Genomic DNA, 25571 nt, shown 5'->3' on the forward strand with positions numbered 1-25571 from the left:
CTCAAACCGTTAGGTGATCACGTCAGATTTCGTACCGTCGTCATCTTTTGTTCGCTAAATGGGAACGCAAGGGATAGACGGCGCATTGTTTCGCGACACATTAATCGATACGTGTCAAAAAATGGTGCGGTGCACAATACCGGCATTGAGCACAGACAAGAGTTTGGCGGAGTAGCTGACGTGTCACTTCTGCAGATCTACTTTAGAGCGCTGGGTTATCTGGCGTCCGACAAGAAGCGCGTTGCGCTGATCTGCGGCGCAAATGTCGCGCTCGCAGCGATCGCAATCCTCGAGCCGATCCTTTTAGGCCGGGTGATCGGCGCCATTTCCGAAAAAGGTCCGGTGTTTTCGACGCTCGCCGTCTGGGCAGCTCTCGGCGTCTTCAATGTCATAGCCTTCGTGCTGGTGGCGCGCGGCGCCGACCGCTTCGCCCATGCCCGTCGTTCGGAAGTACTGTGCCAGTCCTTCGAGCGCGTCATCACCATGCCGCTCGCCTGGCATCACCAGCGCGGCACTTCCAATTCACTGCACACGCTGCTGCGCGCCGTCGAGACCTTGTTCAGCCTGTGGCTCGAATTCATGCGCGTGCATCTCTCGACGGCCATCGCGCTGGTGCTGCTGGTGCCCACCGCGCTTGCCATGGACATCCGCATGTCCATTGTGTTGCTTGGCCTGGGCGTGCTTTACGTTGGCATTGGCCGTATCGTCATGCGCCGCACCAAGTCGGGGCAGACCGCCGTCGAACGCCACTACCACACCGTGTTTGCCCATGTGACCGATAGCGTCAGCAATGTCGCCGTGCTGCAGAGCTACAACCGTATTGGCCATGAGACCGCGACGTTGAAGCGCTACGTCAAAAACCTGCTCGACGCGCAGAATCCCGTGCTCGACTGGTGGGCGATCGCCAATGCGCTGAACCGCCTGTCCTCGACCATCTCGATGATGATCGTGCTGTCGATCGGCGCTTATCTCGTCACCCGTGGCCAGCTCCGCGTCGGCGATGTCGTCGCCTTCACCGGCTTTGCCGGAATGCTGATTGCCCGTCTCGACCAGATGTCGGCCTTCACCACCCAAATTTCCGAGGCGCGCGCGAAGCTCGAGGACTTCTATCGTCTTGAAGATTCGGCTGCCGACACCGCTGAGCCGGACGGCCTGCGTGAGTTGACCAATGTGACCGGCCATGTGCGCTTCGAGGGCGTCAGCTTCGAGTTCGCCAACTCCGGTCATGGCATCGACGACGTCTCGTTCGAGGTCCAGGCAGGCCAGACGGTTGCCATCGTCGGGCCGACCGGCGCCGGCAAGACGACGCTCATCAATCTGTTGCAGCGCGTCTTCACGCCGTCCAGCGGCCGTATCCTGATCGACGGCATCGACACCCGCACGGTGACCCGCAAGTCGCTGCGCCACTCGATCGCCACTGTCTTCCAGGACGCCGGCCTGCTCAACCGCTCGATCGAGGACAACATCCGCGTCGGCCGCGCCGATGCCAGCTATGACGAGATCCACGCCGCTGCTAGTGCTGCCGCAGCGCAGGACTTCATCCTGGCCAAGAGCGGCGGCTACGACACCGTCGTCGGCGAGCGCGGCGGCCAGCTCTCGGGCGGCGAGCGCCAGCGCATCGCCATTGCCCGCGCCGTGCTGAAGGATGCGCCGATCCTGGTGCTCGACGAGGCGACCAGCGCGCTCGACGTCGAGACCGAGGACCGCGTCAAGGAAGCGATCGACGAGCTGCGCCGCAACCGCACGACCTTCATCATCGCCCACCGCCTGACCACGGTCCGCGACGCCGACCTCGTCGTCTTCATGGACAACGGCAAGGTGGTCGAGTTCGGCGGCTTCACCGAGCTGTCGCTGCGCAACGGCCGCTTCGCCAGCCTGCTGCGCGCCGGCGGCCTGCTCAACGACGAAGAGGTCCGCCGCCTCAGCCGTCCGGTCAACGAAGCGGCGTAAATTTCCCCCTTCTCCCCTTGTGGGAGAAGGTGGCCTCGCGAAGCGAGGTCGGATGAGGGGTGCTCCAGCTTGGCGGCGCCTTCTCAAGCCAGTCAGATCGCCAGCCCCTCATTCCTTCCAACACCCCTCATCCGTCTCGGCGCTGCGCGCCGATCCACCTTCTCCCACAAGGGGGAGAAGGCAAAGGCCGATTGCCCCTGACGCATCGCCGGTCTATTTAGGTCGGCATGAGCGACACAACCTCACGCCTCTCCAGCTGGGCCGATCTCGCCAACCCGACGCGCTTTGTCGGGCTGGCCGACAAGGTCATTCCGTGGCTTGCGGCGGTTGCGGCGATCCTGCTCCTTGTGGGCTTGTATATGAGCTTCACGGCGCCGGAGGATTTCCAGCAAGGCATCACCGTGCGCATCATGTACATTCACGTGCCTTTCGCCTGGCTCGCCATGATGTGCTACACGATCATGGCGATCTCCGCGCTCGGCACGCTGGTCTGGCGCCATCCGCTGGCCGATGTGGCGCTGAAATCGGCAGCACCCATTGGCGCCACCTTCACCGCGCTGGCGCTGATCACCGGCTCCATCTGGGGCAAGCCGATGTGGGGCACGTGGTGGGTGTGGGATGCACGGCTGACCTCGGTCTTCGTGCTTTTCCTGATGTACCTCGGCATCATTGCGCTGACCCGCGCGCTGGATGACGCCGGCCGCGCCGCCTGGGCCGCCGCCATCATCACGCTCGTCGGCTTCATCAACATCCCGATCATCAAATTCTCGGTCGACTGGTGGAACACGCTGCACCAGCCGGCCTCCGTTTTCCGCCTCGGAGGCCCGACCATCGACCCCTCGATGCTGTGGCCGCTCGCCGTGATGGCGCTGGGCTTCACGGTGCTGTTCTTCGCGCTGTACCTGATGGCGATGCGCACGGAGATTTTCCGCCGACGGGTGACCGCGATGCGCAGGGTCGCGGCACGGCAGGCGGAGCGAGCTCCCCCTTCTCCCCTTGTGGGAGAAGGTGTCGCCGAAGGCGACGGATGAGGGGTGCTCCAGGGAACGCCGACGTCTCACCCCGCTGGAACACCCCTCATCCGTCTCGGCGCTGCGCGCCGATCCACCTTCTACCACAAGGGGAGAAGGGGTAGCGCTGGTCACCCCATCCGTCCCCTTGCTGCCACCGGCAGCGTTTCCAGGACCTTGTCGCCGTCGATCAGATGCACTTGGTCGAACAGGTTCGTCACCACGCAGCAATGGTCGGGAACCACGCGTACGCGCTCCCCGATGCGCAGCTTGGCGCTGTCGGCAAGCGTGACGGTGCCGTGCTCTTCGCTCAATCCTGTTACGCGGGCACCGGGAGCACCCAGCAACTCGCCGAAATCGGGCAGCCCGAGCGTATCGGAGGACAGCGCCTTGCTGCCGCTGTCGAGGATGGCACGGGTCGCCGTCGGATGGCTCACCACCGTGGCGAGCACCGTCAACGCGCAGTCGTCCAGCGTGCCGACGCCTTTGGCGACCTGGTAGCGGTCGAGATAGATGTAGGTGCCGGGTCGGTATTCGGTGACGACGCTGTTCTCACCCGAGCGCCACATGTCCGGTGTGCCGCCGCTGGAAATGCGCTCGCATTCGAGCCCATCGATGGCGAGTGCGCTGCGCGCCTTGCTCAGCCACGCCTCCGCCTCGGCGGCGCGGCCGGCCGCCGGATAGGTCATCAGTCCGCCGAAGCTTATGCCCTTGACCCTGTCGATCGCTTTCGCCAGCACCACCGCGTCAGCCGGACTCTGCACGCCGCAGCGGCCCATGCCGGTGTCGCATTCGACCAGCACCTGCAGCGGATGGCCGGCATCGCTGAAAGTGGCGGCAAGCCCTTCCAGCGTCTCATGGCTGTCCGCTGTCACTGACAGCGTGACGCGGCCATGCAGCGCCTTCAGCCGCTCCAGCTTGGCGCGCCCGAGGATGTTGTAGGGGAGAAAAATATCCGCAAGCCCGGCGTCGGCCATCACCTCGGCTTCGCCGATCTTCTGGCAGGTGATGCCGACCGCGCCGGCTGCGACCTGCTTCTTCGCCCAGTAAGGCAGCTTGTGCGTCTTGATATGCGGCCTGAGCTCCAACCCGTGGGCGTCGGCATGCGCCTGCGCCTTTTTGATGTTGGCTTCGGCACGGGCCGCATCGATGAGGATCGCCGGCGTGTCGAGGTCGTCTATGCTTGCCATGAAAATCACCGTCCAAAGCATGCCTCCCGAAAGTGGGAACCAAAGACATGCGCAAAAAAAGCTGCGTGGGTTTATGGTACCGATCCAGCTGGATGTCACGGGGCCAGAGCCGGGAGTTTGCGTCGACAGCGGATCGGCATTGGGCTATTCGGATGGGCGGATTTCAGCAGCAACGGCCGGAAGGAAGAGAACCCATGAAGCGCTCCAAGATCAACGACATCATCGGCGAAGCCGACGCCTTCATCCGCTCCTTCGGCTATATCATGCCGCCCTTCGCCTATTGGTCGCCGGAAGAAATGAAGGCGCATAAAGGCGACTCCCCAGCCATCTTCACCTCGCGCCTCGGCTGGGACATCACCGACTACGGCCAGGAGAAGTTCGACGAGCTCGGCCTGTTCCTGTTCACCGTGCGCAACGGCCGCTGCGAGGACATGAAGCTCGGCATGGGCATGCTCTATGCCGAAAAAATCATGATCTCGCGCAAGGACCAGCTGTCGCCGATGCATCGCCACAACATCAAGGCCGAGGACATCATCAACCGCGGCGGCGGCAAGCTGGTGCTGCAACTGTTCATGCACGACCGCGACGGCGGCATCGATCCGAAGGCCGAAGTCTCGGTTCCGGTCGACGGCACCATCCACAGGTTGCCGGCGGGCGGACTGTTGAAGCTCGATCCGGGCCAGAGCGTCACGCTGCTGCCTGGTGTGTGGCACGCCTTCTGGGCCGAAGGCAAGGACGTGCTGATCGGCGAGGTTTCGACCGTCAATGACGACCTCACCGACAACGTCTTCCGCGAGCAGATCGGCCGCTTCTCCAACATCGACGAGGACGTCGCGCCGGTTCACCTGCTGGTGTCGGATTACGAGAAATGGGTGGGGTAGGCGAGGGCGCCGAGGCTTCTACTTGGTCTGGTTGAGAACTGCGCGCAGCCGACGCACTTCCGCTATCAGGCGAGGGACGTCCTGTCGCGCGGCCGCGATGAAATCCTGGTCCGCAACGATCGCGCCGGACAGGTCAATGTCCTCGCCACGCTCAACGCCGTCGCCGGTCTGGATGATGTTCGAGCCGCTTAGAAAATCCCGACCCTCGACCCATGATTTCCATGGACCGGGCTGCGCGGCCTCTACCCGAGCTTCCATTTCTTGAAGTTCAAGTTCAGATATCGACGTCTTCATAGTGCCTCCCGAAAGTCCGCTACCGCGCGTATTTATCCGCCTTGCGGTTCCCAAGCAGCAGCTTGCGTTCCAGATGCGCGCGAAGCTCGCCGTAATAAGCGGTGAGAAAAGCCTTTGAATCGATCGGCTCGACCTTGGCGCCGATCTTGCGGCTGATCGTTTCCGCCACCGCCTTCAGCGCGGAATAATCGTCGCGGCGCAGCACTTCCTCGAGCTTCTGCAGTTCGGCGATGCCATAGGCGTCGAGCTGCGCGGCGCTGAACTGGAAGCGGACCGCGACCGGGTCCTTGCGCAGCGAAAGATCCTCGACCAGCGCCACTTTCGGCGCTTCGACCACCCAGGTGCCGGCGAGCAGGTCGCCGATCCTCAGCCGGTCGCGGTTGAATAGCGGAAACAGCGAGAAGAGCAGCGCCCACACCAGGCCGAAGATGGTCGTCAGCGTGTCGGCGACATCGGCGCTGGCGCGCGAGGCGAGGATCGACAGCGGCAGGAAGACCTCGATCTCGCGCATCAGATTGCGCGCGATGACCTGGTCGATGGTGAGGCCGGCGCCGCTGCGCGAGGCCACCCTGACGCCGACCATGCGCTTGCCCGGTGTAGCTGCCCGTCGGCCGGCTTCGAAGGCGATGAAATAGGCGTTGCGCAGGAAGAAAATGAAGATGACCCAGACGATGAACAGCGGCTGCGCATCCTGGAAGCCGAGGCCGGCAAGGCCGAACAGCGCGACGAGGCTTACCACGACCGCCGCCACAATGATGATCACCACGTCGAGCAGGAAGCCCGAAGCCCGGGTGCCGGCATCGGCCAGCTTGACCCTGAGGTCGACACCTTCCGGCGTCACAAGCGGACGGATCAGTGCTGCCGGCGTCTTGACCTTCGCTGTCCTAGCGGTCGCCATGCCGCACCATACGGAAGAGATAAAAATAGCAGATCCACAAAGCCAGCATGCCGCCGCCGATCGAATAGCGGGCGATGTCGCTGGTGATCGTCTGCCGGCCGATGCCTTCGAGCAGGCCGGCAAAAAGCAGCATCACCGTGACGCCGATCATGGCCGTTGCCGCCACGCGTCCAGCCTGGGCCGCGGCCGCCATGCGGGTCAGTTCGCCGGGAAAGGCGATGCTGGTGCCGATGCGCATGCCGGCGGCACCCGCGATGGCGATAGCGAACAGCTCCGTCGTGCCGTGAATCGAAAGCCAGCCGCCGAGCTCGAAGCCCAGTCCCTTGGCGGCATAGATCTGGAAAATGGCGCCGAGCATGCAGCCATTCATCAGGATGATCAGCACGCTCGGCACGGCGAAAGCGAAACCCAGCGCGAAGGCCAGGATCGAGACCTGCGTGTTGTGGGTGAAGAGATAGGCGGCAAAGCCTGATAGAAAATGATCAGCGCCGCCGTAAAGCACGCTGCGCAGCGTCTCGGCCGACGAATCCGGATTGCGCCCGCCGGCCAGGCTCGGCGCGATGATGGCGTCGTACCAGCGCTTGTTGGAAGCGACCAGCCAATAGCCGGCAATCGCGCCGACGACCGTAAGGCCGACAGATGTCCACACTTCGCGCCACAGGTCGCGGATCGCCGCCGGCCAGTCGTGCAGGAAGAAATCGCCGATGCGTGTTCTCAAGCTCCGCCGCGCGCCGTAGAGATAGAAATAGCCGCGCAGGCAGAGCGCCTCGAGATAGGCGATCAGCGCGCTGTCGAGCGAGGTCGCGCGCGCCACCGAAAGCGACGACAGCGCCGAGCGGTAAAGGAGCGGCAGCGACAGCAATTCGTCTTCCGACAGCGCGCGCGGCGCGCGCTTCTCGACGCGCGCGAGCAGCGCCTCGAAGGCTTTCCAGTCGGCCTCGCGCTCCTGGCGGAAGCTTGCCAGCGACTGGCGCACCGCAGCGGTGCCGGTGGACAGCGTCATAAGAGGTTCTCCTCCTTGAGCTGGATATAGCGCTCGACCAGGGCAGGGCCGAGCCGCTGATGGTCGGCCTCGATGACATGCGCGCCGAGCAGCCTGAGGCGCCCGATCACCACCTGCCGCTGCTTCAAAAGATCGCCGGCGGTGACGGAGCGGGCGACATCCTCCGGTGCCGCCGGCGCCATGTCGGACAGCGTTTCAAGTTCCACATCCTTCATCAGCATGAACAGCACGAGATGCCGCTCGGTCAGTCGGCCGACGGTGCGCAGCATCAATTCGGCGCTGATCGGATCGACGAAATCGGTGAAGATGATGACCAGCGAGCGCCGGTCGAGCTTGGCCGAAAGCGTTGTGAGCGCCAAGGTAAAATTCGTCTCCTCGGTCGAATAGTCGATTTCGGCGGCGCGCTTCTGGATCATGGTGAAGCTGGGCGAGCCGCGCACCGCGCCGCTCGAGACGCGCGGCCTGGCATCGAAGGAAAACAGGCTGACGAGATCACCGCCCTTGAGCGCGATGAACGCCGACAGAAGCGCCGCCGTCACCGCGCGGTCGACTTTCGGCACGCCATCGACCGGCTCGCACATCAGGCGGCCGCTATCGATGGCCAAAACGATGTTGTTGTTCTCCTCGATCCGGAATTCGCGCGCCAAAAGCTTGCCGTGGCGGGCGCTGCGCTTCCAGTCGATCATGCGCCGGCCCATGCCGGGCTGATAGTCCTTCAGCGCCTCGAATTCACGGCCCTGGCCGGCGCGCTTCTGCGCGTGGCCGTCGGCAAGCGCGGAGCGCTGTAAGAGCGTGATCGCCTCGTCACGCGCGCTGTTGACATTGGGCAGCACCGCAACCTTGCGGTCGACGGGCAGCACGGCCTGATTCCAGATCAGGCCGAACGGGCCCTGCCAGCGCAGCCACAGGCGATCGAAACTGGCGATGCCGCGGCGGATGGCCTCGAATTCGAGGTCGAGCGTGCCGCCATCGGCCGGCAGCACGCCGCCGGTGCCCGCGACGGGCTGGACCCGCTGGTCGTGCCCGACGCGCGCCTGCAGGCGACGTAGCCTCGCGCCGAGACCGGCCGCGATGTGCAGCGTGAAGCGTCCGCCGACGCCCACCTGCGGCGGCGCCGTCAGCGTCGCGTTGAGCGAGGCGCGGCCTCGCCCGGCGGCTGCGTCCACCGCCAGGAACGCAAGGAGCGCGCAGATCCACAACAGGCCGAGATACCAGACATGCGGCAGCGCGAGCGCAATCAGGAAGGCGGGGATCGCTCCCGCCGCCGCTGCCCAGACTGCTCGCCCGCTCGGATAGATCAACGTGGCGCTTCCGTGTGGTCGACGAGGTCGGAGACGATCTGCTCGACCAACCGCCCGTCGATCTGCGCCGCCGGCGAGAGCACGACACGGTGACGCAGCGCCGGCACGGCTAAAGCCTTGACGTCGTCCGGGATGACGTAGTTGCGGCCGTCGAGCGCCGCCCTGGCGCGCGCCGCGCGGGCCAGCATGGCGCCCGCGCGCGGACTGGCGCCGACTTCCAGGTCAGGGCTTTCGCGCGTGCCTCGCACAAGTGCTGCGATATAGCCGACGACATCGTCGACCAGGGTGACATCGCCGACCGTGGCAAGTGCTGCTTCCAGCGCCTTGCGGTCGGTCTGCGCCTTGATGCCGTATTGCTCGATATCGTGCGAGGCCGTACCGCCGCCGTGATGGACGATGATGGCGCGTTCTTCCTTGAGATCCGGATAGCTTACCCTGTGCTTGAACAGGAAGCGGTCGAGCTGCGCTTCGGGCAGCGGATAGACACCCTGATGCTCGATCGGGTTCTGCGTCGCCACCACCATGAAATTCTTGCCGAGCGGATGCGTGGTGCCGTCGAAGGTGACGGCGTGCTCCTGCATGGCTTCGAGCAGGGCTGCTTGCGTCTTCGGCGGCGTGCGGTTGATTTCGTCAGCGAGCAGCAAATCACAGAAGATCGGGCCGCGCGTCAGCGTGAACTGCCCGCTCTGGAAATTATAGATGTTGGAGCCGACGATATCGCCGGGCATCAGGTCGGGCGTGAACTGGATGCGGCCATAGGCGACGCCGAGCGCCTGCGCGAAGCAGCGCGCCGTCATGGTCTTGGCGGTGCCCGGCGGGCCCTCGAGCAGGATATGCCCGCCGGCAAACAGCGCCGTCAGCATCAGGTCGACCGTGTCGCGCTGCCCGGTGATCGCTTTCGCCACCTCTTCCCTGATCGCATTCGCCAGGGCCTTCACTTCACCGACGTTCACCGAGCCTCCTTGCCGTCCAGTCATGCAGCTGTTCCGCTGCCTCATGCATTGTGGCTAAATTGTTGGATTCGTTCGCGGCCTTGAAGCGCTGGGTGAAGCCATGCGCCTCGCTTTTGTCGCGGGAATCGAGCCAGCGGTCGAGCGCTTCGCCCTGCAGCCCATGCGGCGCGCCGAGCAGCGCCCCGGCGCGCGCGCGTATCAGCGCTGCATAGCGATCGCCGAGGCCCTGAAGGCGCCCGGCGCGCTTCAAAAGCATCGCTGTGGTGTCGACCAGCGCCCGCTTGCCGAAAGCGATGGCACGCGCTTCGGCCCGTGGCGGCCCGAAGCGGCCGAGCCCATGCAGGAAGGCGAGCGCAGCCGCCACCAGCACCGACAGCGTCAGTGCCAGGAAGGGCGGTTCGATCAGAAGCTTCGCAAGATCGTAATTGCCGCCGATGCCGTGCAGCATCAGGTCGAACATGACGGCGCCCTTGGCGGGTTCCAGCATGGCGATCATGTCGAGGGCGGCGGCCGCCTTCTGTTCGTCCCCCAAAGCGGCATTGTTGAGGAAATCGGGATCGGTGAGGATGTAGAAGGGTTCGTTGTCGAGCTCGGTGAGGATGGCCCTGCCGTCGCCCGCCGCGATCAGCGGGTGATCGTCCGCCACCCATTGCAGCTCGTCCGGCGCGGCCACCATGCGGCCGGCGATGTTGATCTGCGAAACCGTGTTCTTTGCTTCGCCGAGCTTCGCCTTGGCGATGCGGCCGAGCCAGTCGTTGACGACCGTATTGGGCAGCCGCTCGCCCCTTGTCTCCCAGCCTTCATGGCTGAACAAGGGAGCCGTCTGCCATTTCGGCAGGACGAAAAGCGTGTCCTTGCCCGCGCGCAGCTTGATCAGGCGATCGAGCGCTGCCGGGTCGCTTCCCGGCGCGATGGTGACGACGAGCAGGAAGGTCGATGCCAGCGGGGACGCCAGGTCCTTTTCGCCGCGCTCCATCGGCGGCGCCTGTCCGTTTGTGAGCTTCAGCCATTCGACAAGTCCGGCATAGCCGGTGCCGCCTTTCGAAAACGGCGTGCCGCCGCCTTCGGGCCCGCGGAAATCCGGCGCGTAGGTGGACAGCAGGAAAAACCCGGCTGCCGCCAGCAGGCTGGCGAAAATACCCCAGAACAGGGTTTTGCGGCTGAATGGCGCCTCGGCTGCCTCGGCCGGCTGCGCGCTCATGCCCAGGCATCCCTGAAGGCGAAGCGCTCATAGGCGCCACGCGCCTTCTGCCAGCCCTCGGCGCCGACGGGGCGGCGGGCGAACAAGGCAGCCTCGACGATGCGCGCGATCTCGCTGAACGCGGCGCGGGGCCGGGTGGGAATCGAGCCCGCCCCGGCAATGTCGCGCGCGGTGAGCGATGGGCGCAGGAAGTCCGGCAACCGGGTGGCGATGTCGGCGACGCTGCGGCGCAAGAGCAGATGCACGGCTTCGTCATACTCGCCGCGGGCGGCCAGCGCATCGGCCTCGGAGAGCAGGATCTGGGCCACGCCCGCGTCGGGGCGCCATTCGTCCTTCGCTTCGATCTCCTCGCGCCTGCGCCGCCATGGCAGGCGCCAGGCGACACCTTGGGCTTCAAGAAATAGAAGCAAGGCGATGATCGCGACGCCAACAATCACCGCGCCCCAGAACATGTAGATCATATAGGGACCGAGCTTTGCCAGATATTCCAGAAGCGGCTTCAGCCACTCGGGCGGCTCGGGCCGCACATAGGGGGGAAGGGCAAACTGGATCGAGTCATCCGTCAGCAGCTGCTTGTGCAACTGCGCCAGCCGTCCGGCGTCGTCCGTCCCTGCCTGTACGGCTGTCACCCGCTCGTTCCCCTGCAACCTGCGGTTCGGTGTCGACACTGGCAATACGCAATGACAATTGCAAGCGCACTGGACGTAGCCCTTCAATCTTGGCAAATTTACTTTGAAGTCGCCGATCGGATGCGTGGTGACTCGGGGGAAAATTATCATGACCACTGCAACATTGGGACGACCCGGCCGATTCGAGATCGGCAGGGTATTCAGCAACACCTTTTCGGTAATTACCCGCAATATAGGACTTTGCGTAGGGCTGGCGGCGCTGTTTTCGGGCCTGCCGGCGTTGCTCATCAGGCTGTGGACGCAGCCGCAAATCGACGCGATGATGCAGCGCGCTCCCGGCACCATCGCCGACCCTGGCGCCATGTTCCGCAATTCCTATCTCACCGTAATCGCCGGGCTGATCTCGTTCGTGTGCGCTCTCCTGCTGCAATCGGCGCTGGTGCGGGCGACCATCGAGGATCTGAACGGCAAGCGGCCGTCCTTCGGCGACTGCGTGCAGATCGCGATCCGCTTTCTCCTGCCGACGCTCGCGATAGGTCTGCTCGTCTATTTCGGTTCTATTCTTGCTATGATTGCCCTTATCGTACCCGGCATCATCCTGTGGCTTGGCTGGTCGATGTCGGTTCCGGTCCTCATCCAGGAGGGGCGGGGCGTGTTTGGCTCGATGTCGCGCAGCCGAGCCCTGACCAAGGGCTGCCGCTGGTCGCTTTTCGGCCTGTTCCTCATTCTCATCATCATCGCGATGATCATCCAGTGGGGCATGTTGCTGGTTCTGGTGTTGTTCGGCGGCATCATTGCCGAGATCGGAGCCGCGCTGGTGCAGACGGTCGTCTCGATGGTGCTGTCGATCGCCACGGCGGTCAGCTATGTCGAACTGCGCCAGGCCAAGGAAGGCGCCAGCATCGACGAACTGGCGGAGATATTCTCGTAGGCAACAGCGACCGACCTGACAGCGTGGGAAATCTTGGCGCAGCCGGACCGTTTCGACTGGGCAAGGTCGTCGCTGATACGGTCTCGTTCATTGGACGGAATCCGGTTCTCGTACTGGCGGTCGCCGTGGTCTTTTTCGCCCTGCCGTCACTCCTGATCGGTCTGTTGACCTTTGCCTACCGGGAGAGGGCGGCGTATCTGGTCGGCGGCGGAGAGGTCGAACCTTTCTCCGTTGCGGTCTATGTAAGCTTTTCGCTGCTTGCCGGGTTGCTGGGCGCCCTGCCGGGCTTCCTCGGGCATGCGGTGCTGTCGGGAGCCATGCTAGGCGACATCAATGGCCACCGTCCACCGATCGCGAGCTGTGTTGGAGCAGCCTTCCGCCGGGCCGGTCCCGTGCTCGGCATAGGCGTCACGATCTATCTGGTGTGGTTTTTCGCGCAGCAGGCGATGATCGGCGCCGAATTGCTCTTTCCGTCTTTCGGTGGTGGCGTGGCGTTCGTGCTGCTGGTGGTGCCCAGCGTAGTGTGGGTGCTGAGTGCCCTGGCAGCCATCCCCGTCGCGATACGCGAAGGACTTGGAGCAATGGCTTCGATGGGACGTAGCCGTGCCCTGACCAAGGCATATCGCTGGCCGATATTCGGCCTGTTTCTGCTTGTCCTCGTGCTGGCGCTGGCGTTGCGAGTGGCGCTTTTTCTTGGATTTAGCCTTGCTGCGCTTATGATCGCCCCGGCTTTCGTGGCGATCGTCGGTGCAGCGGCGAGCGCCTGCGTCACGGCGATCATATGGACGGTGGCATCGATCGCCGCGACGGCCTCATACATCGACCTGCGGCGGGCAAGGGAAGGCGGCGGCGTCGATGAATTGGTGGACGTCTTTTCCTAACAATCAGCGCCAGCTGAAAGGCGATCGATTGGCAAACAGCAAACGGCCGGCGCGGCTTAGAGGGCCGCGCCGGCCGAGCGCATCCTGGGAGGATCAGGACTCCAGCCAGACTTTCTCGAAATGCTGCTCGAGCGCCTGGTGCTGGACGCAGCCCTGCACACCCTTGCGGTAGGTGCGGTAGACCGATCGCCAGTAGGGCTGGATGATGATGCCGGAGTCGCGCAGATTCGTCTCGATCTTGGCCATGATCTGCTTGCGCGCCGCCGCATCGGGCGTCGCCAGCGCCTTGTCGAGAAGCTCGTCGAACTCCTTGTTCGCATAGGCGCTTTCGTTCCAGGCGCCGCCCGATTTGTAGGCAAGCGCCAGCACCTGGACGCCGAGCGGGCGGCCGAGCCACTCGGTGCACGAATAGGGGAATTTGGCCCAGTCGTTCCAGAAGGTCGCGGCTGGCAGCACCGTGCGCTTGATCTTCAGGCCCGCCTCACGGATCTGCGCCGCGATCGCGTCGGCAGTGCTCTTTTGCCATTCGAGGTCGACCGAGATCAGCTCATATTCGTGGTCGGCCTTGCCGGCTTCCGAGATCAGCTTCTTGGCCTGATCGACGTCGCGCTTGGCTGGGCCGATATCGGCGAATTCCGGATGCATCGGGCCGACATGGTGGTTGTCGGCGGGTTTTCCGCGACCGTCGAGGCCGAGCTTCAGTACGGCCGAATTGTCGACGGCAAGCTGGGCGGCGCGGCGCACCTTGACGTCGTCATAGGGCGCGTTGGAGACATTGAAGCGCGCGACGATGGTCGAGCCGGTGGCGATTTCCGAATTCTGCAGGCCCATCTTCTCGGTTTGCGACACGGTATCCGACACGGTCTCGTGGTCGGTGTCGATCTCGCCGGATTCGAAGGCCGACAGCATGGCGTTGGGGTCGGAGCCGTAGTCGACCCATTTGATGCCGTCGAGATAGAACTCGCCCTTCCACCACGGCTTGTCCTTGCGCTTCACCTCGGCACCGGTCTCGGCGTCCCAGCTCACCAGCTCGCACGGGCCGGTGGTGATGGCCAGGGCCTTCTTCGGGTCGCCATCGCCCTCGTAGGAGCGGTGCATGATCAGCGCCGGATAGTCGGCCATGCCGGCGATCAGCGAGATGTCGGGCTTCGGCAGGTTGATCTTGACGGTATGATCATCGACCTTCTGGATGCCGCCATCGACCGGCTTCTTGGTGTCGGCATTGACCAGCGCGCCCATGCGCGCGGCGACCGAATTGCCGGCGACCGAGGCATCGCACCAGCGGTTGAGGTTGTGGATCACGTCGTCGGCATTGAAAGTGTCGCCGTTCGACCAGGCGATGCCCTTGCGCACATGCAGCGTGATCGTGCTGGCGTCGTCGCTGGTTTCCCAGCTTTCCAGCAGCCACGGCTCGAAGGAAAAGTCGGTGTTCCAGCGCACCAGATATTCATTGCATTGGCGAGCGACATTCGACATCTCGACGCCGTCGAAGGTACGCGGATCCTTGAAGCCCTTGACGTTCATCGCCACGCGCAGTGTGCCGCCGCGCTTCGGCTCGGCAGCGCGGGCCGGCGAGGGCGCTATCCCGCCCAGCGCCAGCGCCCCGGCGGCGCTGACGCCGAAGCCGGCCATCAGCGCCAGATATTCGCGCCGGCTGATCGCGCCCTTCTTGAAATCGTCGGCGATTGGCTTGGCCTGCGGGTGCAGTTTTCTGTCGGTCAGCATGAATTTCATCGTCGTTCCCTCTTGGTTGGGCGCCCGGTGTCGCCAGATACAGGGCGGATGCGACCGCGCCGTTGCCTGCGAAAGGATGATAGGTCCGCTTGCCGCAGCGAAATGTCTGGTTTTCCGCAGTTCTTGTGCGCTGTTCCGCAGGAAGCAGGTACAGCCTCGAGGGGGGATTAGCGCTTCATCGCTGGCGTCCGAGCGCGTCGATATCCGCAATAATTCTCGCAAACGCTTCGGCGACCCTTGGCACGGTCGCGCGTGCTCGCAAAAAACTGTGCACCAGCCGTGGTTCCTCGCGCCACCAGGCGCGCCCGCCTGCGGCGAGGATGCGGTCGCGATAGGCCTCGCCGTCCGACGACAGCGGATCGCACTCGGCGGTGACGATCACCGTCGGCGGCAGGCCGGAAAGGTCGCGATCCCTGAGTGGTGAGAAAGTGGGGTCGTCGGGCGACTGCCCGGGCGCCGAACGGACGCGCCGATAGAACTCGATGTCGGCGAGCGTCAGCAGCGGCGCCTCGGCGTGCTTGATGTAGGAACCGCCACTCTCGTCGCCGCCCAGCCCGGGATAGATCAGCATCTGGCCGATGGCGTGCCGCGCATGATGCCGCGTCGCTTGCGCCACAGCGGCAGCGAGGTTGCCGCCGGCGCTTTCGCCGCAAAGCACGATCGGCTGCGTGCTCGATACCGTGACCCATTCGAACACGGCCAGCGCATCGTCGAAGGAAGCTGGATGCGGATGCTCCGGCGCCAGCCGGTAATCAGCCGAGATCACCTCGAAGCCGGTTCCGGCGCAGATTTCCGCGCAGATGTCGTCGTGGCTGTTAAGGTCGCCGAGGACAAAACCGCCGCCGTGATAATAGACGACGACCGCCGCCGCGATCCGGTTCGCCATGCGGTAGCGGCGGACCGGGATCGCATGCGCTGCCGTCGTGACGACGCCGTCGCTGGTCGTCACACCTCCCGGATGACCTTGGTGAAACGCCACGCACATCCGGTTATAGACCGCGCGCTGCTCCGCGATCGGCGCGGCCACGATTTCCGGCGGGTACCAGCTGTTGATCTTGTCGACATAGTTCCAGAGTTCCGGATCGAGCCGGTCGGCATATTTGCCGCGGTTCGCGGGATCGGTTGGATCGCCGGCCACGGCCGTCAGAGCTCGGCGTAGAGCTGCGCGGCATTCTCGAAGGTGAAGCGCAGCGGCACCGAGCCCTCGATCTGCCACACATTCACGGTGTCGCCGGCCATCAGCCGGCAGGCGTCGAGCGTGTTGGTGACGGCGCCGCCATAGAGCCGGTTGGCGAGGTTGAGGATGCCGGTCTGGTGCATGGCGGCGCTCGCGCTGCCGCAGGCGTCCTTGACCAGCAGGACCCGGAAACCGCGCGCCACCGCGTCCTTCACCGTGGCGTCGATGCAGGCCTCTGTCCACACGCCGGCGATGACCAGCCATTCGATGCCGGCTGCCTTGAGCTTGTCGCCAAAATCGTTCTTGCCGAAGGCACTGGCTTCCTGCTTGACCAGCATGGCTTCGCCGTCCTGCGGCGCCACCTCATGGCAGATCGCCGTCAGCGGATCGTTCTTGTCGGAGAAGGCCGACTTGCCGCTGTCGTCCACGGGGTGGAATGGCCGCGCCTCGGCGAGATCGACGATATAGGCCCAGTGGTGGAGCGGCACGAAATTGCGCCGCGCCGCCTCCTGCAGGCGTTGGACATTGGCGAGAATGTCGGCAAAACCCTCGACCAGATAGCGTTTGTCCTTGCGATGCTCCTCCTGGAGATCGACGAACACCGCAGCCACGGTGCCGCGCCGGATGGAAATGGGCGTTTTCATGCAATGCCTTCGTCATTCCAGGGCGAAGCAGCCGCGTAGCGGCGTCGCGACGACCCTGGAATCCATGCCGTTACTTTGGTCGTCGATCGCTGCCTAACAGAATTTCGCACCGTAGCGAAGCGGAGACGGAACGGCATGGATTCTAGGGTCTGCGCCGCGTCGCTCCGCTCCTTGCTTCGCCCTAGAATGACGACTGCGCGGATGCAGGTGGTAGAGGCGCGATTCAAACCTGTGGCTCCAGAAACTCATCCTCATACGGGAAACGCGAGAGCAGTTCTGTACCTGTCTCGGTGATCAGGATCTCATCCTCCAGCTTGACGCCTTCGCGGCCGCCTTTCTCACCGATATAGCTTTCGACGCTGACCACCATGCCCGGCACGATGATGCCGTCGCGGCCATAGGTCTCGTAGTCCATCGCGTGCGCGATAAAAGGCGTTTCGCCATGCATGCCGACGCCGTGCATCACCGAGGTGTAGCGCTGGTCGACGAAGCGGTCCGGGATCTTCCACGCCTTCTCGGCGATCTCGCGGAAGGCCATGCCGGGCTTCACGATCCCGATATTGTGCTGAACCTGATCGTGCGCCATGCGGTAGAGCGATTTCTGGTAGGGCGTCGGTTTGCCGGGACCGCAGCGGAAGGTGCGCGAGAAGTCGGAATAATAGCCGTAACAGCCGATCGTGTCGGTATCGAGCGCCAGCAGTTCGCCCGGACGGATCTTGCGGCCGCTGGCCTCGTTGAACCACGGATTGGTGCGCTGGCCCGAGGTCAAGAGCCGCGTCTCGATGAACTCGCCGCCCTGGCGGATGACCTCGCCATACATGATGGCGAAGAGTTCGTTTTCGGAAACGCCGGGCTTGATCGCCTCGCGCACCGCGGCCACCGCGGCTTCAGCGCCCGCCATCGACGCCAGCAGGCATTTCACTTCCTCGGGCGTTTTCACCGCGCGGACAGCGAGGATCTCGCCCTGGCAATCCTTGACCTCGCAGCCGCGCCTTTCCAACGCCAGTGCCTGCAGATGGCTGCAGCGGTCGAGGCCAATCTTCATCGAGCCGCCGCCATGCTTCTTCAAAAGCTCGCTGATCTCGTCGGCGAACGGCCCGGCGGTCTCGTCGTCGCGGCCCGACACCGATGACCAGACGAGCTTGGACGGCCGCGCCTCGTCGATCGTGTCGAGCACCATCGAGACATGGTAGCTCTGCGGGTACTCGAACAGCACGATCGGGCCTTCGGTCGGAATGAAGAAATAGCGGGTCGAGTTGCGCAGGAAATAACCGAACATGTTGCGCGAGCCGGTGGCATAGCGCTGGTTGTAAGGGTCAAACAAAACGACGCCGCCATAGCCCGCCTCGCGCATCCAGCCGCGTAGCTTGGCCAGCCGCCCTTTGCGCAGGGCGTCGGCATCGATGAAGGACGGCTCGGTGTCGGAGAGCCACATGCCGCCGGCAGGATCGGCCGCGGCCGGATGGCGCATGCGGTCCTTGAAGTCAACATCCTCGGTGCTGTCCGGATCGAAAACGACGATGCTCATAGGAGGCCTCCTGTTCCGGTGAAGATAGCCGGGCGCTAGAAGATCGCTGTGCGAAATCCCGCAGATGTTGTGCCAGATGCCGCGCTGATGACGTCGTCATTCTAGGGAGCGAAGCGACGCGCGCAGACCCTAGAATCCATGCCGTTACTTTAGCCGGAGAATGCAAGGGTGCAGAAAATCCTCGCTGCGCAGCGCTGCCAGTTCTGCACCACCGAGACACTCTCAGGTCACGGCATGGATCCTAGGGTCTGCGCTCCGCTGCGCGTCGCTTTACCCTAGGATGACGAAGGAACGTGGAGCAGCACCGCTAGACCTGCCTCCGCATCGCCTTGGGCGCATGCCCGTGCTCCTCGCGAAAAGCCCGGGCGAAGCTCGACATCGACGCGAACCCGCACGCCAGCGCCACGTCGCGCACCATCAGCGTCGAATGCGCCAGGAGGTCGGCGGCGCGCTTCAGCCTGAGCCGCCGGTAATAGCCGTTGGGCGAGATATCCAGTTCGGCGCGGAAATTGCGCTCGAGCTTGTCGGACGACACGCCCAGCCGTTCCGCCAGCTCGGCCATGCCGAGCCGCTCCTCCACCGCGTCCTCCATGATGGCGATGGCCGACAGGACCAGCTCGTTCTGGACACCGGTGCGCAGCCTGAGCGGCATCAGCTTGCGGTCGACGCTGGACCGCAAGGGGCTGTGCACGAACCACTCGGCGACACCGGCCGCCAGCTCAGCGCCATAATCCCGAGTGATGATTTCCAGCATCATGTCGAGGCTGCCGACGCCGCCGGCGGACGTAAAGCGCTTGCGGTCGATGACGAAGAGGTCGCGCCGAAGCTCGATGTCCGGAAAGGCCTCGGTGAAGGCGGCCTGGCTGGTCCAGTGCAAGGTGCAGGCATGGCCGTCGAGCAAGCCGGCGCGGGCGAGAAAGAACGCCGCGTCCGCCACGGCGCCGATATGCGCGCCGCCGCGCAGGCTTTTGCGGATCCAGCTCATCGCCTCGTCGGCCACGACATGGTCGGCATCGCCGCCGGAGCACACCACGATGCGATCGACCTTCGGCGCGTCAGCGGCGCAAAAGCCGGGCTGGATGACGACGCCGTTGGAGGCCTCGACCGTGCCTTGATCGGCGCCCACGATCACCCAGCGATAATATTCGCGCCTGGCGAGCACATTGGCGCCGCGCAGCGGTTCGATCACCGACGAGAAGGCCATCATCGGAAAGCCGGGAAAGACCAGCACCGCGAAGGTGAGGGGCGCTTGGCGTGCCTCCTCTTGGGCGCGCTCGCGTGTTCGGTTGGCTAGGGCGGCACTCACGATTGTGTATTTCCCAGGCGCTGCATTGATGTCAGAGAGAGCGGGACTCTAGCGGGCGTGTCAGCGCCCTTGCAATGGAGAGACAACACGATGTTTGCCGCAACCGCCATCGACACAAGCAACAAGCCGGCCTTCTACAAGGAGTTGGCCACGCAACTGAAAGCATTGCTGGAAGGTGAGGGCGATTCCATCGCCAATGCCGCCAACACCGCGGCGCTGATCTACCAGATGGTGCCCGACCTCAACTGGGCCGGCTTCTATTTCCTCGCTTCGGACGACGAGTTGGTGCTCGGGCCCTTCCAGGGCAAGCCGGCCTGCGTGCGCATCGCCGTCGGCAAGGGTGTGTGCGGCAAGGCCATCGAGCTCGACATGTCGATGCTGGTCAAGGATGTGCATGAATTTCCCGGCCACATCGCCTGCGATGCCGACTCGCGCTCGGAACTGGTCGTGCTTTTGCGCGATGCCGATGGCGCGTTCGGCGTGCTTGACCTCGACAGCCCGCTGCCCGGCCGCTTCGACAAGGACGACCAGGCCGGTATCGAGAAGCTTGCCGCGATATATGTCGCGGCAAGCTCGTTCGAGGGCGATGACGAAGGTTAAGGATTGAGTGGGGTCGGCCTTACCCGAACCTCAGGCGAACTTCACCAGCGTCAGGCTGAAGGCCGCGATGAAGATGAAAGCCGAGAAGGCCAGCATCAGCGGCCGCAGGCCGCGCGAGCGCAGCTCAGAAATGTCGGCCTGGAGGCCCATGGCGGCGAGCCCCATGGTGAGCATGACCTGCGCGGCCAAGCCGATCGCTGAATGGGCCTGCGTGGGGATTGCGACCAGGCTGTTCAGCGCTACGACCGCAACGAAAGCGACGACGAACCAGGGCATCGGCGGCTTGGCGCCGGAAGCCTCGGTGCTGCCGCGGCGCGCCATCAGGCCGAGCGCGATGACCATGGGCGCCAGCATCGCGACGCGCGTCAGCTTGGCGACGGTCGCGGTCTCGCCGGCCTGCGTGCCGTTCTGGAAGCCTGCGCCGATCACCTGCGCCACTTCATGGATGGAGGCGCCGGCCCACAGGCCGAATGCGTGCTGGTCGAGCCCGAAGGTCGGTGCGAGCAGCGGGAAGCCGAGCATGGCGACGGTGCCGAACAGCGTGATGGCGGCGACGGCATAGGTCACGTCCTCGTCGCGGGCGTCGGTGACGATGTTGGTGGCGACGATCGCCGAGGCGCCGCAGATCGAGGAGCCGGCGGCTATCAGCTGCGCCAGCTTGGCGTCGACGCCAATGAGCCGGCCGAGCGTGACGGTGAAGAGGAAGGTGGCGCCCAGCGTGGCCGCGACGATGCCGACGCCGCCGAAGCCGATGCCGGCCACCTGGCCGAGCGTGAGCTGGAAGCCGAGCAGCACGATGGCGAAGCGCAGCAGGCGCTTTTGCGAAAAGGCGATGCCGGCCTTGGCATGGGCGGGAAGGCCAAGCACGTTGGAATAGATCATGCCGGCGACGACGGCGAGAATCATCGGGCTGAACAGGGTGAGGCCGGAGAAGCCGCGCGCCGAATAGGCGACGCTGGTGATCATCGCCACCAGGACCAGTCCCGGCACAACGCCGGTTGAGATCGAGGTCAGGGCAGGGCGCTTGCGCTCGGCATCGGCCAAGTTCAGGCTATTTGGAAGATCGTTCGCGATGACGGGCAGGAAAGACAATTGAATTCTCCAGGCGCTCTCGCCGCGGAAATGCCATTCCAGGACCAATCTTTCCAACGAATTATTCGAGTTATAATGATCGATTTTTACGAACGATAAGACCTGGCTCGATCGGCCGCGCTTGCGTTTGACAGAGCACATGCCGCATCGTTATCCCTAACGATATACGACGGTCACCTCACCACATCAGCGAAACGGCGGCCCGCAAGGAGCGAATCCATGTCCCACAATCTGCAGTTCTATATCGACGGCTCTTGGGTCGATCCCGTGGTACCGAACAATTCCGACGTCATCGATCCCTCCAGCGAGGACGCCTTCGCGCAGATTTCGCTCGGTTCCAAGGCCGATGTCGACAAGGCCGTGGCAGCGGCCAAGCGTGCCTTCGCCACTTTCGGCTTCACCTCGGTCGAGGAGCGTCTCGACATCCTCAACCGCGTCATCGAAATCTACAAGAAGCGCAGCAAGGACCTGGCGCTCGCCGTCTCGCGCGAGATGGGCGCGCCGCGCCAGATGGCGCTGGACAGCCAGGTCGGCGTCGGCCAGGCGCATCTGGAAAAGATGGCCGAGGTGCTGAAGAGCTTCCAGTTCCGCCACGTCAAAGGCTCCTCGCTGATCGTCAAGGAGCCGATCGGCGTCGTCGGCCTGATCACGCCCTGGAACTGGCCGCTCAATCAGATCACCTGCAAGGTCGGTCCCGCGCTTGCCGCCGGCTGCACCATGGTGCTGAAGCCGTCCGAGATCGCGCCGCTCGACGCCATCATCTTTGCCGAGATCATCGACGAGGCCGGCGTGCCGAAGGGCGTCTTCAACCTCGTCAACGGCGACGGCCCGACCGTCGGCCAGGCTCTGGCCAGCCATCCGGATGTCGACATGATGTCCTTCACCGGTTCGACCCGCGCCGGCATCCTGGTCGCCAAGGCCGCCGCCGATACGGTCAAGCGCGTGCATCAGGAACTCGGCGGCAAGTCGGCCAACATCCTGTTCCCCGATGTCGATCTGGAGCGGGCTGTCACCAAGGGCGTCGCCGGCTGCTTCGGCAACAGCGGCCAGTCCTGCAACGCGCCGACCCGCATGTTCGTGCCGCGCGACCGTCACGACGAGGCGGCGGCCTATGCCAAGACGGCGGCGGAGAAATTCACCGTCGGTCCGGCCGACGCACCCGGCTCCAAGCTCGGCCCGGTGGTCAGCCAACTCCAGTTCGACAAGATCCAGGGTCTGATCCAGAGCGGCATCGACGAGGGCGCGACGCTGGTGACCGGCGGCCCCGGCCGTCCGGCGGAGCTCAACCGTGGCTACTATGTCCGCCCGACCGTGTTCGCCGATGTCACGCATGACATGCGCATCGCCACCGAAGAGATTTTCGGGCCGGTGCTGTCGATCATGCCTTATGACACGGTCGAGCAGGCGGTCGAGCAGGCCAACGACACGGTCTTCGGCCTGGCCTCCTACATCCAGGCCAGGGACATCGAGAAGGCTCGGCAGGCGGCCGCCCGCATGCGTTCCGGCAATGTCTACATCAACTACCCGACCTGGGACGCGGGCCTGCCCTTCGGCGGCTACAAGCAGTCCGGCAACGGTCGCGAATATGCCGAATACGGTCTGGAGGATTTCCTCGAGATCAAAGGCATCGCGGGATATGAGGCGGCGGAGTAGGACTCATCTGTTTCAACCGGCAAGTGTCGGCGCTGAAGTATAAAAAAGAGCGTGGTTCAACCGCTCTTTTTTGAACCGGTCGCTCGCGAATTGGCTCGGATGTTCGAAAAGGGGCCGTCGCTTGGCCTCGATGAGGTGACGCGCATTTATTGAGCCGGCCTAATCAGGGCTGATTGAATGCGCGTGTTTTTCGAACAATCGGAGCTTTGCCGGATATCCAAGTCGCAACGCCGTTTGACAACCCGGGCATCTGAATGTGGCTATGGACTTGAACCAAGAGCCTTTCCGGACAATCGGATGTTGGCATCTTGGACATTCAAATTTGAGATCTGCGTCACTCAGACCTTGAGGTATCGACATTGGCCACCCCCTCGCTATGGACCTACTTGCAACACGCTAAAGTAGCATTGTTTCAGTTCTGCGACTGCGGAGCAAACACACTGTAACGAGAGTGTTCGTGGCAACGGATGTCCGATCAGGCCGGGCTTCTGGTCAAACGCTGTGGCGGGCCGATCAAGCGTTTGTCTGCAAAGCGAATTTTCCGAGAAACGCATCAGAAAGGATGCTTGGTAAGGGTTAATTCAACCCTGCCGGGTATGGTGAGGGTGGCGGCTCCAGCTGGGTGCGGGGGTGCGTTGGGCTAGAGCCGCCTGCACGGTCCTGTGTGGCAGTAGACCGCGCTGTTTCAGAATAGGACAGCGCGGTCTATGATTAGTTAACGCTAATAAAATGCGTCGCAGCCGTCGGCTGCGATGCCCTGGCGGCCGCCGACTTGCCCTTGGCCCGGGTTGTGCCTGCAGCGCTCTAGGAAATTGTCCGCCGCGCGAAGTGTTCATAGGTTATGCGCCAGGGGTCGCTCTCGGCGGATCGTTCCTCGCCGATCCAATGGAAGCTGTCGGCCGTGATCGCAGTGAAGCGCCATCGCGTTTGCAGGCCGCGCGAATCCGCTCCGATCTGGACGATGTCCTTGCCTTCTGCCCGCCCAATCTGGCGCGCGTAATCCTGGTTGAGCGGATCGCTCCAGATGATGTACCAGCCACCGATCCTGGGATCGAAGATGCGCAAGGTCGTGCCGTACATGGTTGACGGGGCAGGGCGTTTGGGCCTGATCCAGAGGTCCTGAATCGCGCGGCCTTCGAGCACCCAGCCGAAATGGCATTCTCCGTCCCATTTCTGGATTGTGCCGTCGTCGAGGTGGTGCAGCGTGTCCATCCCCCAACTTCCGATTAGCCATGCATAGAGGTCCATGTCCTTCGCCCGGTCTGCGGAGGGACCTTCAGATCCGAGAGCGGCAAGGAACGGGGACATTGTGCTCTTCATGATTTTCACCAAGGGATAACCGGGCAGCGACAAGACGCTGGAACATCGCCGCCGCAACCGTTGCAGTGTTGCGGGTTCCGGGTCTTGGGAAAAATTGCTGTAATGCCCGCTATGAAGGAGACCAGCCGGCGATTCATCCGTCCGACCTTGCTCTGCGATCTCAGCCTCGCCCGCAGGGCGAACGTGTCGGGGAACTGATTGTGCGCGTGGCGACTGTACCGTCTTACCCGTGCCTTGCCTCGATGATCCCGACCATTGCCCGAGTAAATTCGACCATGCTGTTTGCCGTGATGGCTGCATCGTCGGGGCTCTGGCCAATGTATTCGGCAGCCCCGCAGCATGAACGCCGGATGCGCTCATAGTACAGGTCTCTTTCATCGTCTGGCAATCTTGCCAGATTCAGGGCTCGATTTTGAAGCATGCGCAACAACTGCGCCAGCGCTGTTTCGACACTCATGCGTTTAGCTCCGCACCGGTCGGGCGTCTCGGCACATAGATGGCCGGGTCGTCGATCAGGGGGCGGCTCTCGCCCCGGTCCAGGAAGGCTGCGCCATAGCCGTTAATATATCGTTGATCGCTAATATAGGTGCGCGTGAAGGGGAACTGGCCAGTAGTGAAGGGCTAAACCTGCGCGGGTGATCTCGCTCACAGTTCAATGCTGCGTTTTGTATAATTTGTATGCGAAAGGGGGTGTCACATCGCCTTCTTGATCAGGAGGGATGACGATGCCTCTATCGACCGACCTGCACGACAAGAACCTCGCGTTTCAATGCCGGTACTGTTCTGAAACGATCGTCAGGAAGGGCTCCTGGATCAAGAGCGTCAGAACTTTCAGGTGCGATGCTTGCCAAACCCAAGTCCGCATGACCTACGGGAACAAGGCGGCAATCTTCGAACGGCACCGGCACTTGGCCGTGAAGAGCTCCGAGTAAGCGATCACGATGCAACGTGACGCGGCCCGAATCCGAAGCGTCCGTAGTGCAACTCGAATCGAGTTGTGGATCCTGAGAAAACTTCTTGGCTGGGGTTCTTGGAAGCTTTTCGAACTTTCTGCCTCGAACTCCCAGCCGGAATTGCGAGCGCGTTGTGGAAGAGGTCCGAATATCGGGACGACCTGTGGCATAGCTTGATCCCAGCGCCCGTTCGCTCGCCACCGGGGGGGCAATTCAGGAGAGCGCTACCGTCTTTCCCCACTCGCCGTGGGTGGGAAACAAGGACGGAATCCTGGCTTCAGATCAAAAGGAACACGCAACGCCAAAGAATGCGATTTGCCTCTGGTACGACAAGACGCGGAGGCTGCGGCCCGCTTCTACGTCGAGACCTGTCCCGATAGCGCAATGGATGCCGTTCACCGTGCACGGTCGCCACCGCGACAAAGTGATCCGCTGAACTTCG

General features: G+C 63.6%; 23 protein-coding genes and 1 pseudogene. 8 read left to right on the forward strand and 16 right to left on the reverse strand.

The features are described from left to right. Window positions 1-180 precede the first annotated feature (180 nt). Together RFM68_RS29890 and RFM68_RS29895 are read left to right on the forward strand one after the other, a co-directional pair. On the forward strand, window positions 181-1950 hold the full coding sequence (locus RFM68_RS29890; protein WP_320236569.1) for a glucan ABC transporter ATP-binding protein/ permease: 1770 nt from the start codon (window positions 181-183) through the stop codon (window positions 1948-1950). Window positions 1951-2177: 227 nt separating this feature from the next. Next, window positions 2178-2981, forward strand: coding sequence for a heme ABC transporter permease (locus tag RFM68_RS29895; RefSeq protein WP_320236570.1), 804 nt, complete (start codon window positions 2178-2180; stop codon window positions 2979-2981). A gap of 110 nt (window positions 2982-3091) precedes the next feature. Here the strand turns inward: RFM68_RS29895 and RFM68_RS29900 are convergent, their stop codons facing one another. Continuing rightward, window positions 3092-4150: a D-TA family PLP-dependent enzyme gene (locus RFM68_RS29900; RefSeq protein WP_320236571.1), complete on the reverse strand. Its 1059-nt coding sequence runs from the start codon at window positions 4148-4150 to the stop codon at window positions 3092-3094. A 194-nt stretch (window positions 4151-4344) separates the two neighbouring features. Here RFM68_RS29900 and RFM68_RS29905 point away from each other — a divergent pair, with 194 nt between their 5' ends. Next, window positions 4345-5031, forward strand: a complete 687-nt coding sequence (locus RFM68_RS29905; RefSeq protein WP_320236572.1) for a D-lyxose/D-mannose family sugar isomerase — start codon at window positions 4345-4347, stop codon at window positions 5029-5031. A gap of 18 nt (window positions 5032-5049) precedes the next feature. Here RFM68_RS29905 and RFM68_RS29910 read toward each other — a convergent pair whose 3' ends face one another. Genes RFM68_RS29910 through RFM68_RS29940 form a run of 7 tightly spaced genes read right to left on the reverse strand, consistent with a single transcriptional unit; the run spans window position 5050 to window position 11328 of the window. Then, window positions 5050-5325 (reverse strand): hypothetical protein, encoded by a 276-nt coding sequence (locus RFM68_RS29910; RefSeq protein WP_320236573.1) that lies wholly within the window; start codon window positions 5323-5325, stop codon window positions 5050-5052. Window positions 5326-5344: 19 nt separating this feature from the next. Beyond that, window positions 5345-6223 (reverse strand): RDD family protein, encoded by an 879-nt coding sequence (locus RFM68_RS29915; protein WP_320236574.1) that lies wholly within the window; start codon window positions 6221-6223, stop codon window positions 5345-5347. Further along, window positions 6210-7226, reverse strand: a complete 1017-nt coding sequence (locus RFM68_RS29920; protein ID WP_320236575.1) for a stage II sporulation protein M — start codon at window positions 7224-7226, stop codon at window positions 6210-6212. Before RFM68_RS29920 ends, RFM68_RS29915 begins: the two co-directional genes overlap by 14 nt. After that, entirely contained in the window at window positions 7223-8527 is a 1305-nt protein-coding gene (locus tag RFM68_RS29925; RefSeq protein WP_320236576.1) for a DUF58 domain-containing protein, read from the reverse strand. Before RFM68_RS29925 ends, RFM68_RS29920 begins: the two co-directional genes overlap by 4 nt. Then, window positions 8524-9480: an AAA family ATPase gene (locus tag RFM68_RS29930; protein ID WP_320236577.1), complete on the reverse strand. Its 957-nt coding sequence runs from the start codon at window positions 9478-9480 to the stop codon at window positions 8524-8526. The genes RFM68_RS29925 and RFM68_RS29930 overlap by 4 nt, the downstream gene beginning before the upstream one ends. Further along, window positions 9467-10681, reverse strand: a complete 1215-nt coding sequence (locus RFM68_RS29935) for a DUF4350 domain-containing protein (protein WP_320236578.1) — start codon at window positions 10679-10681, stop codon at window positions 9467-9469. The genes RFM68_RS29930 and RFM68_RS29935 overlap by 14 nt, the downstream gene beginning before the upstream one ends. Next, the gene (locus RFM68_RS29940; RefSeq protein ID WP_320236579.1) at window positions 10678-11328 is read right to left on the reverse strand and encodes a DUF4129 domain-containing protein; all 651 of its coding nucleotides are present in this window, start codon (window positions 11326-11328) and stop codon (window positions 10678-10680) included. Before RFM68_RS29940 ends, RFM68_RS29935 begins: the two co-directional genes overlap by 4 nt. Window positions 11329-11458: 130 nt before the next feature. Between RFM68_RS29940 and RFM68_RS29945 the strand changes: the two genes are divergently transcribed. Beyond that, window positions 11459-12241 (forward strand): hypothetical protein, encoded by a 783-nt coding sequence (locus RFM68_RS29945; protein WP_320236580.1) that lies wholly within the window; start codon window positions 11459-11461, stop codon window positions 12239-12241. 23 nt (window positions 12242-12264) lie between these two features. Continuing rightward, on the forward strand, window positions 12265-13122 hold the full coding sequence (locus RFM68_RS29950) for a hypothetical protein (protein ID WP_320236581.1): 858 nt from the start codon (window positions 12265-12267) through the stop codon (window positions 13120-13122). A 93-nt stretch (window positions 13123-13215) separates the two neighbouring features. Here the strand turns inward: RFM68_RS29950 and RFM68_RS29955 are convergent, their stop codons facing one another. The 5 genes from RFM68_RS29955 to RFM68_RS29975 all read right to left on the reverse strand — a co-directional run bounded on the left by RFM68_RS29955 (window position 13216) and on the right by RFM68_RS29975 (window position 19412). Then, window positions 13216-14856 carry an ABC transporter substrate-binding protein gene (locus tag RFM68_RS29955; RefSeq protein WP_320236582.1) on the reverse strand — a complete coding sequence of 547 codons (1641 nt, stop codon included), beginning with the start codon at window positions 14854-14856 and terminating at the stop codon, window positions 13216-13218. A gap of 175 nt (window positions 14857-15031) precedes the next feature. Beyond that, on the reverse strand, window positions 15032-15994 hold the full coding sequence (locus tag RFM68_RS29960) for an alpha/beta hydrolase (RefSeq protein ID WP_320236583.1): 963 nt from the start codon (window positions 15992-15994) through the stop codon (window positions 15032-15034). Window positions 15995-15999: 5 nt separating this feature from the next. Further along, the gene (locus RFM68_RS29965) at window positions 16000-16677 is read right to left on the reverse strand and encodes an isochorismatase family protein (protein WP_320236584.1); all 678 of its coding nucleotides are present in this window, start codon (window positions 16675-16677) and stop codon (window positions 16000-16002) included. A 223-nt stretch (window positions 16678-16900) separates the two neighbouring features. Further along, window positions 16901-18205, reverse strand: coding sequence for a M24 family metallopeptidase (locus RFM68_RS29970; RefSeq protein ID WP_320236585.1), 1305 nt, complete (start codon window positions 18203-18205; stop codon window positions 16901-16903). A gap of 307 nt (window positions 18206-18512) precedes the next feature. Next, entirely contained in the window at window positions 18513-19412 is a 900-nt protein-coding gene (locus RFM68_RS29975) for a GlxA family transcriptional regulator (protein ID WP_320236596.1), read from the reverse strand. A 189-nt stretch (window positions 19413-19601) separates the two neighbouring features. Between RFM68_RS29975 and msrC the strand changes: the two genes are divergently transcribed. Then, window positions 19602-20111 (forward strand): free L-methionine (R)-S-oxide reductase MsrC, encoded by a 510-nt coding sequence (msrC, locus tag RFM68_RS29980; RefSeq protein ID WP_320236586.1) that lies wholly within the window; start codon window positions 19602-19604, stop codon window positions 20109-20111. Between the two features lie 30 nt (window positions 20112-20141). Here msrC and RFM68_RS29985 read toward each other — a convergent pair whose 3' ends face one another. Continuing rightward, window positions 20142-21203: a YeiH family protein gene (locus RFM68_RS29985; RefSeq protein WP_320236587.1), complete on the reverse strand. Its 1062-nt coding sequence runs from the start codon at window positions 21201-21203 to the stop codon at window positions 20142-20144. 219 nt (window positions 21204-21422) lie between these two features. Here RFM68_RS29985 and RFM68_RS29990 point away from each other — a divergent pair, with 219 nt between their 5' ends. Continuing rightward, complete coding sequence (locus RFM68_RS29990) at window positions 21423-22856, forward strand: aldehyde dehydrogenase family protein (RefSeq protein ID WP_320236588.1); 1434 nt, start codon at window positions 21423-21425, stop codon at window positions 22854-22856. 804 nt (window positions 22857-23660) lie between these two features. On the opposite strand, the gene RFM68_RS29995 is transcribed toward RFM68_RS29990, so the two are convergent. Both RFM68_RS29995 and RFM68_RS30000 read right to left on the reverse strand, forming a co-directional pair. Then, window positions 23661-24209 carry a hypothetical protein gene (locus RFM68_RS29995; RefSeq protein ID WP_320236589.1) on the reverse strand — a complete coding sequence of 183 codons (549 nt, stop codon included), beginning with the start codon at window positions 24207-24209 and terminating at the stop codon, window positions 23661-23663. A 190-nt stretch (window positions 24210-24399) separates the two neighbouring features. After that, the gene (locus RFM68_RS30000) at window positions 24400-24633 is read right to left on the reverse strand and encodes a hypothetical protein (RefSeq protein ID WP_320236590.1); all 234 of its coding nucleotides are present in this window, start codon (window positions 24631-24633) and stop codon (window positions 24400-24402) included. Between the two features lie 767 nt (window positions 24634-25400). Between RFM68_RS30000 and RFM68_RS30005 the strand changes: the two are divergent. Further along, window positions 25401-25534: pseudogene (locus tag RFM68_RS30005) on the forward strand (VOC family protein); the annotation flags it as partial. Window positions 25535-25571: the final 37 nt, after the last annotated feature.

This window comes from Mesorhizobium montanum, from assembly GCF_033977145.1.
Taxonomy (GTDB): Bacteria; Pseudomonadota; Alphaproteobacteria; order Rhizobiales; family Rhizobiaceae; genus Mesorhizobium; species Mesorhizobium montanum.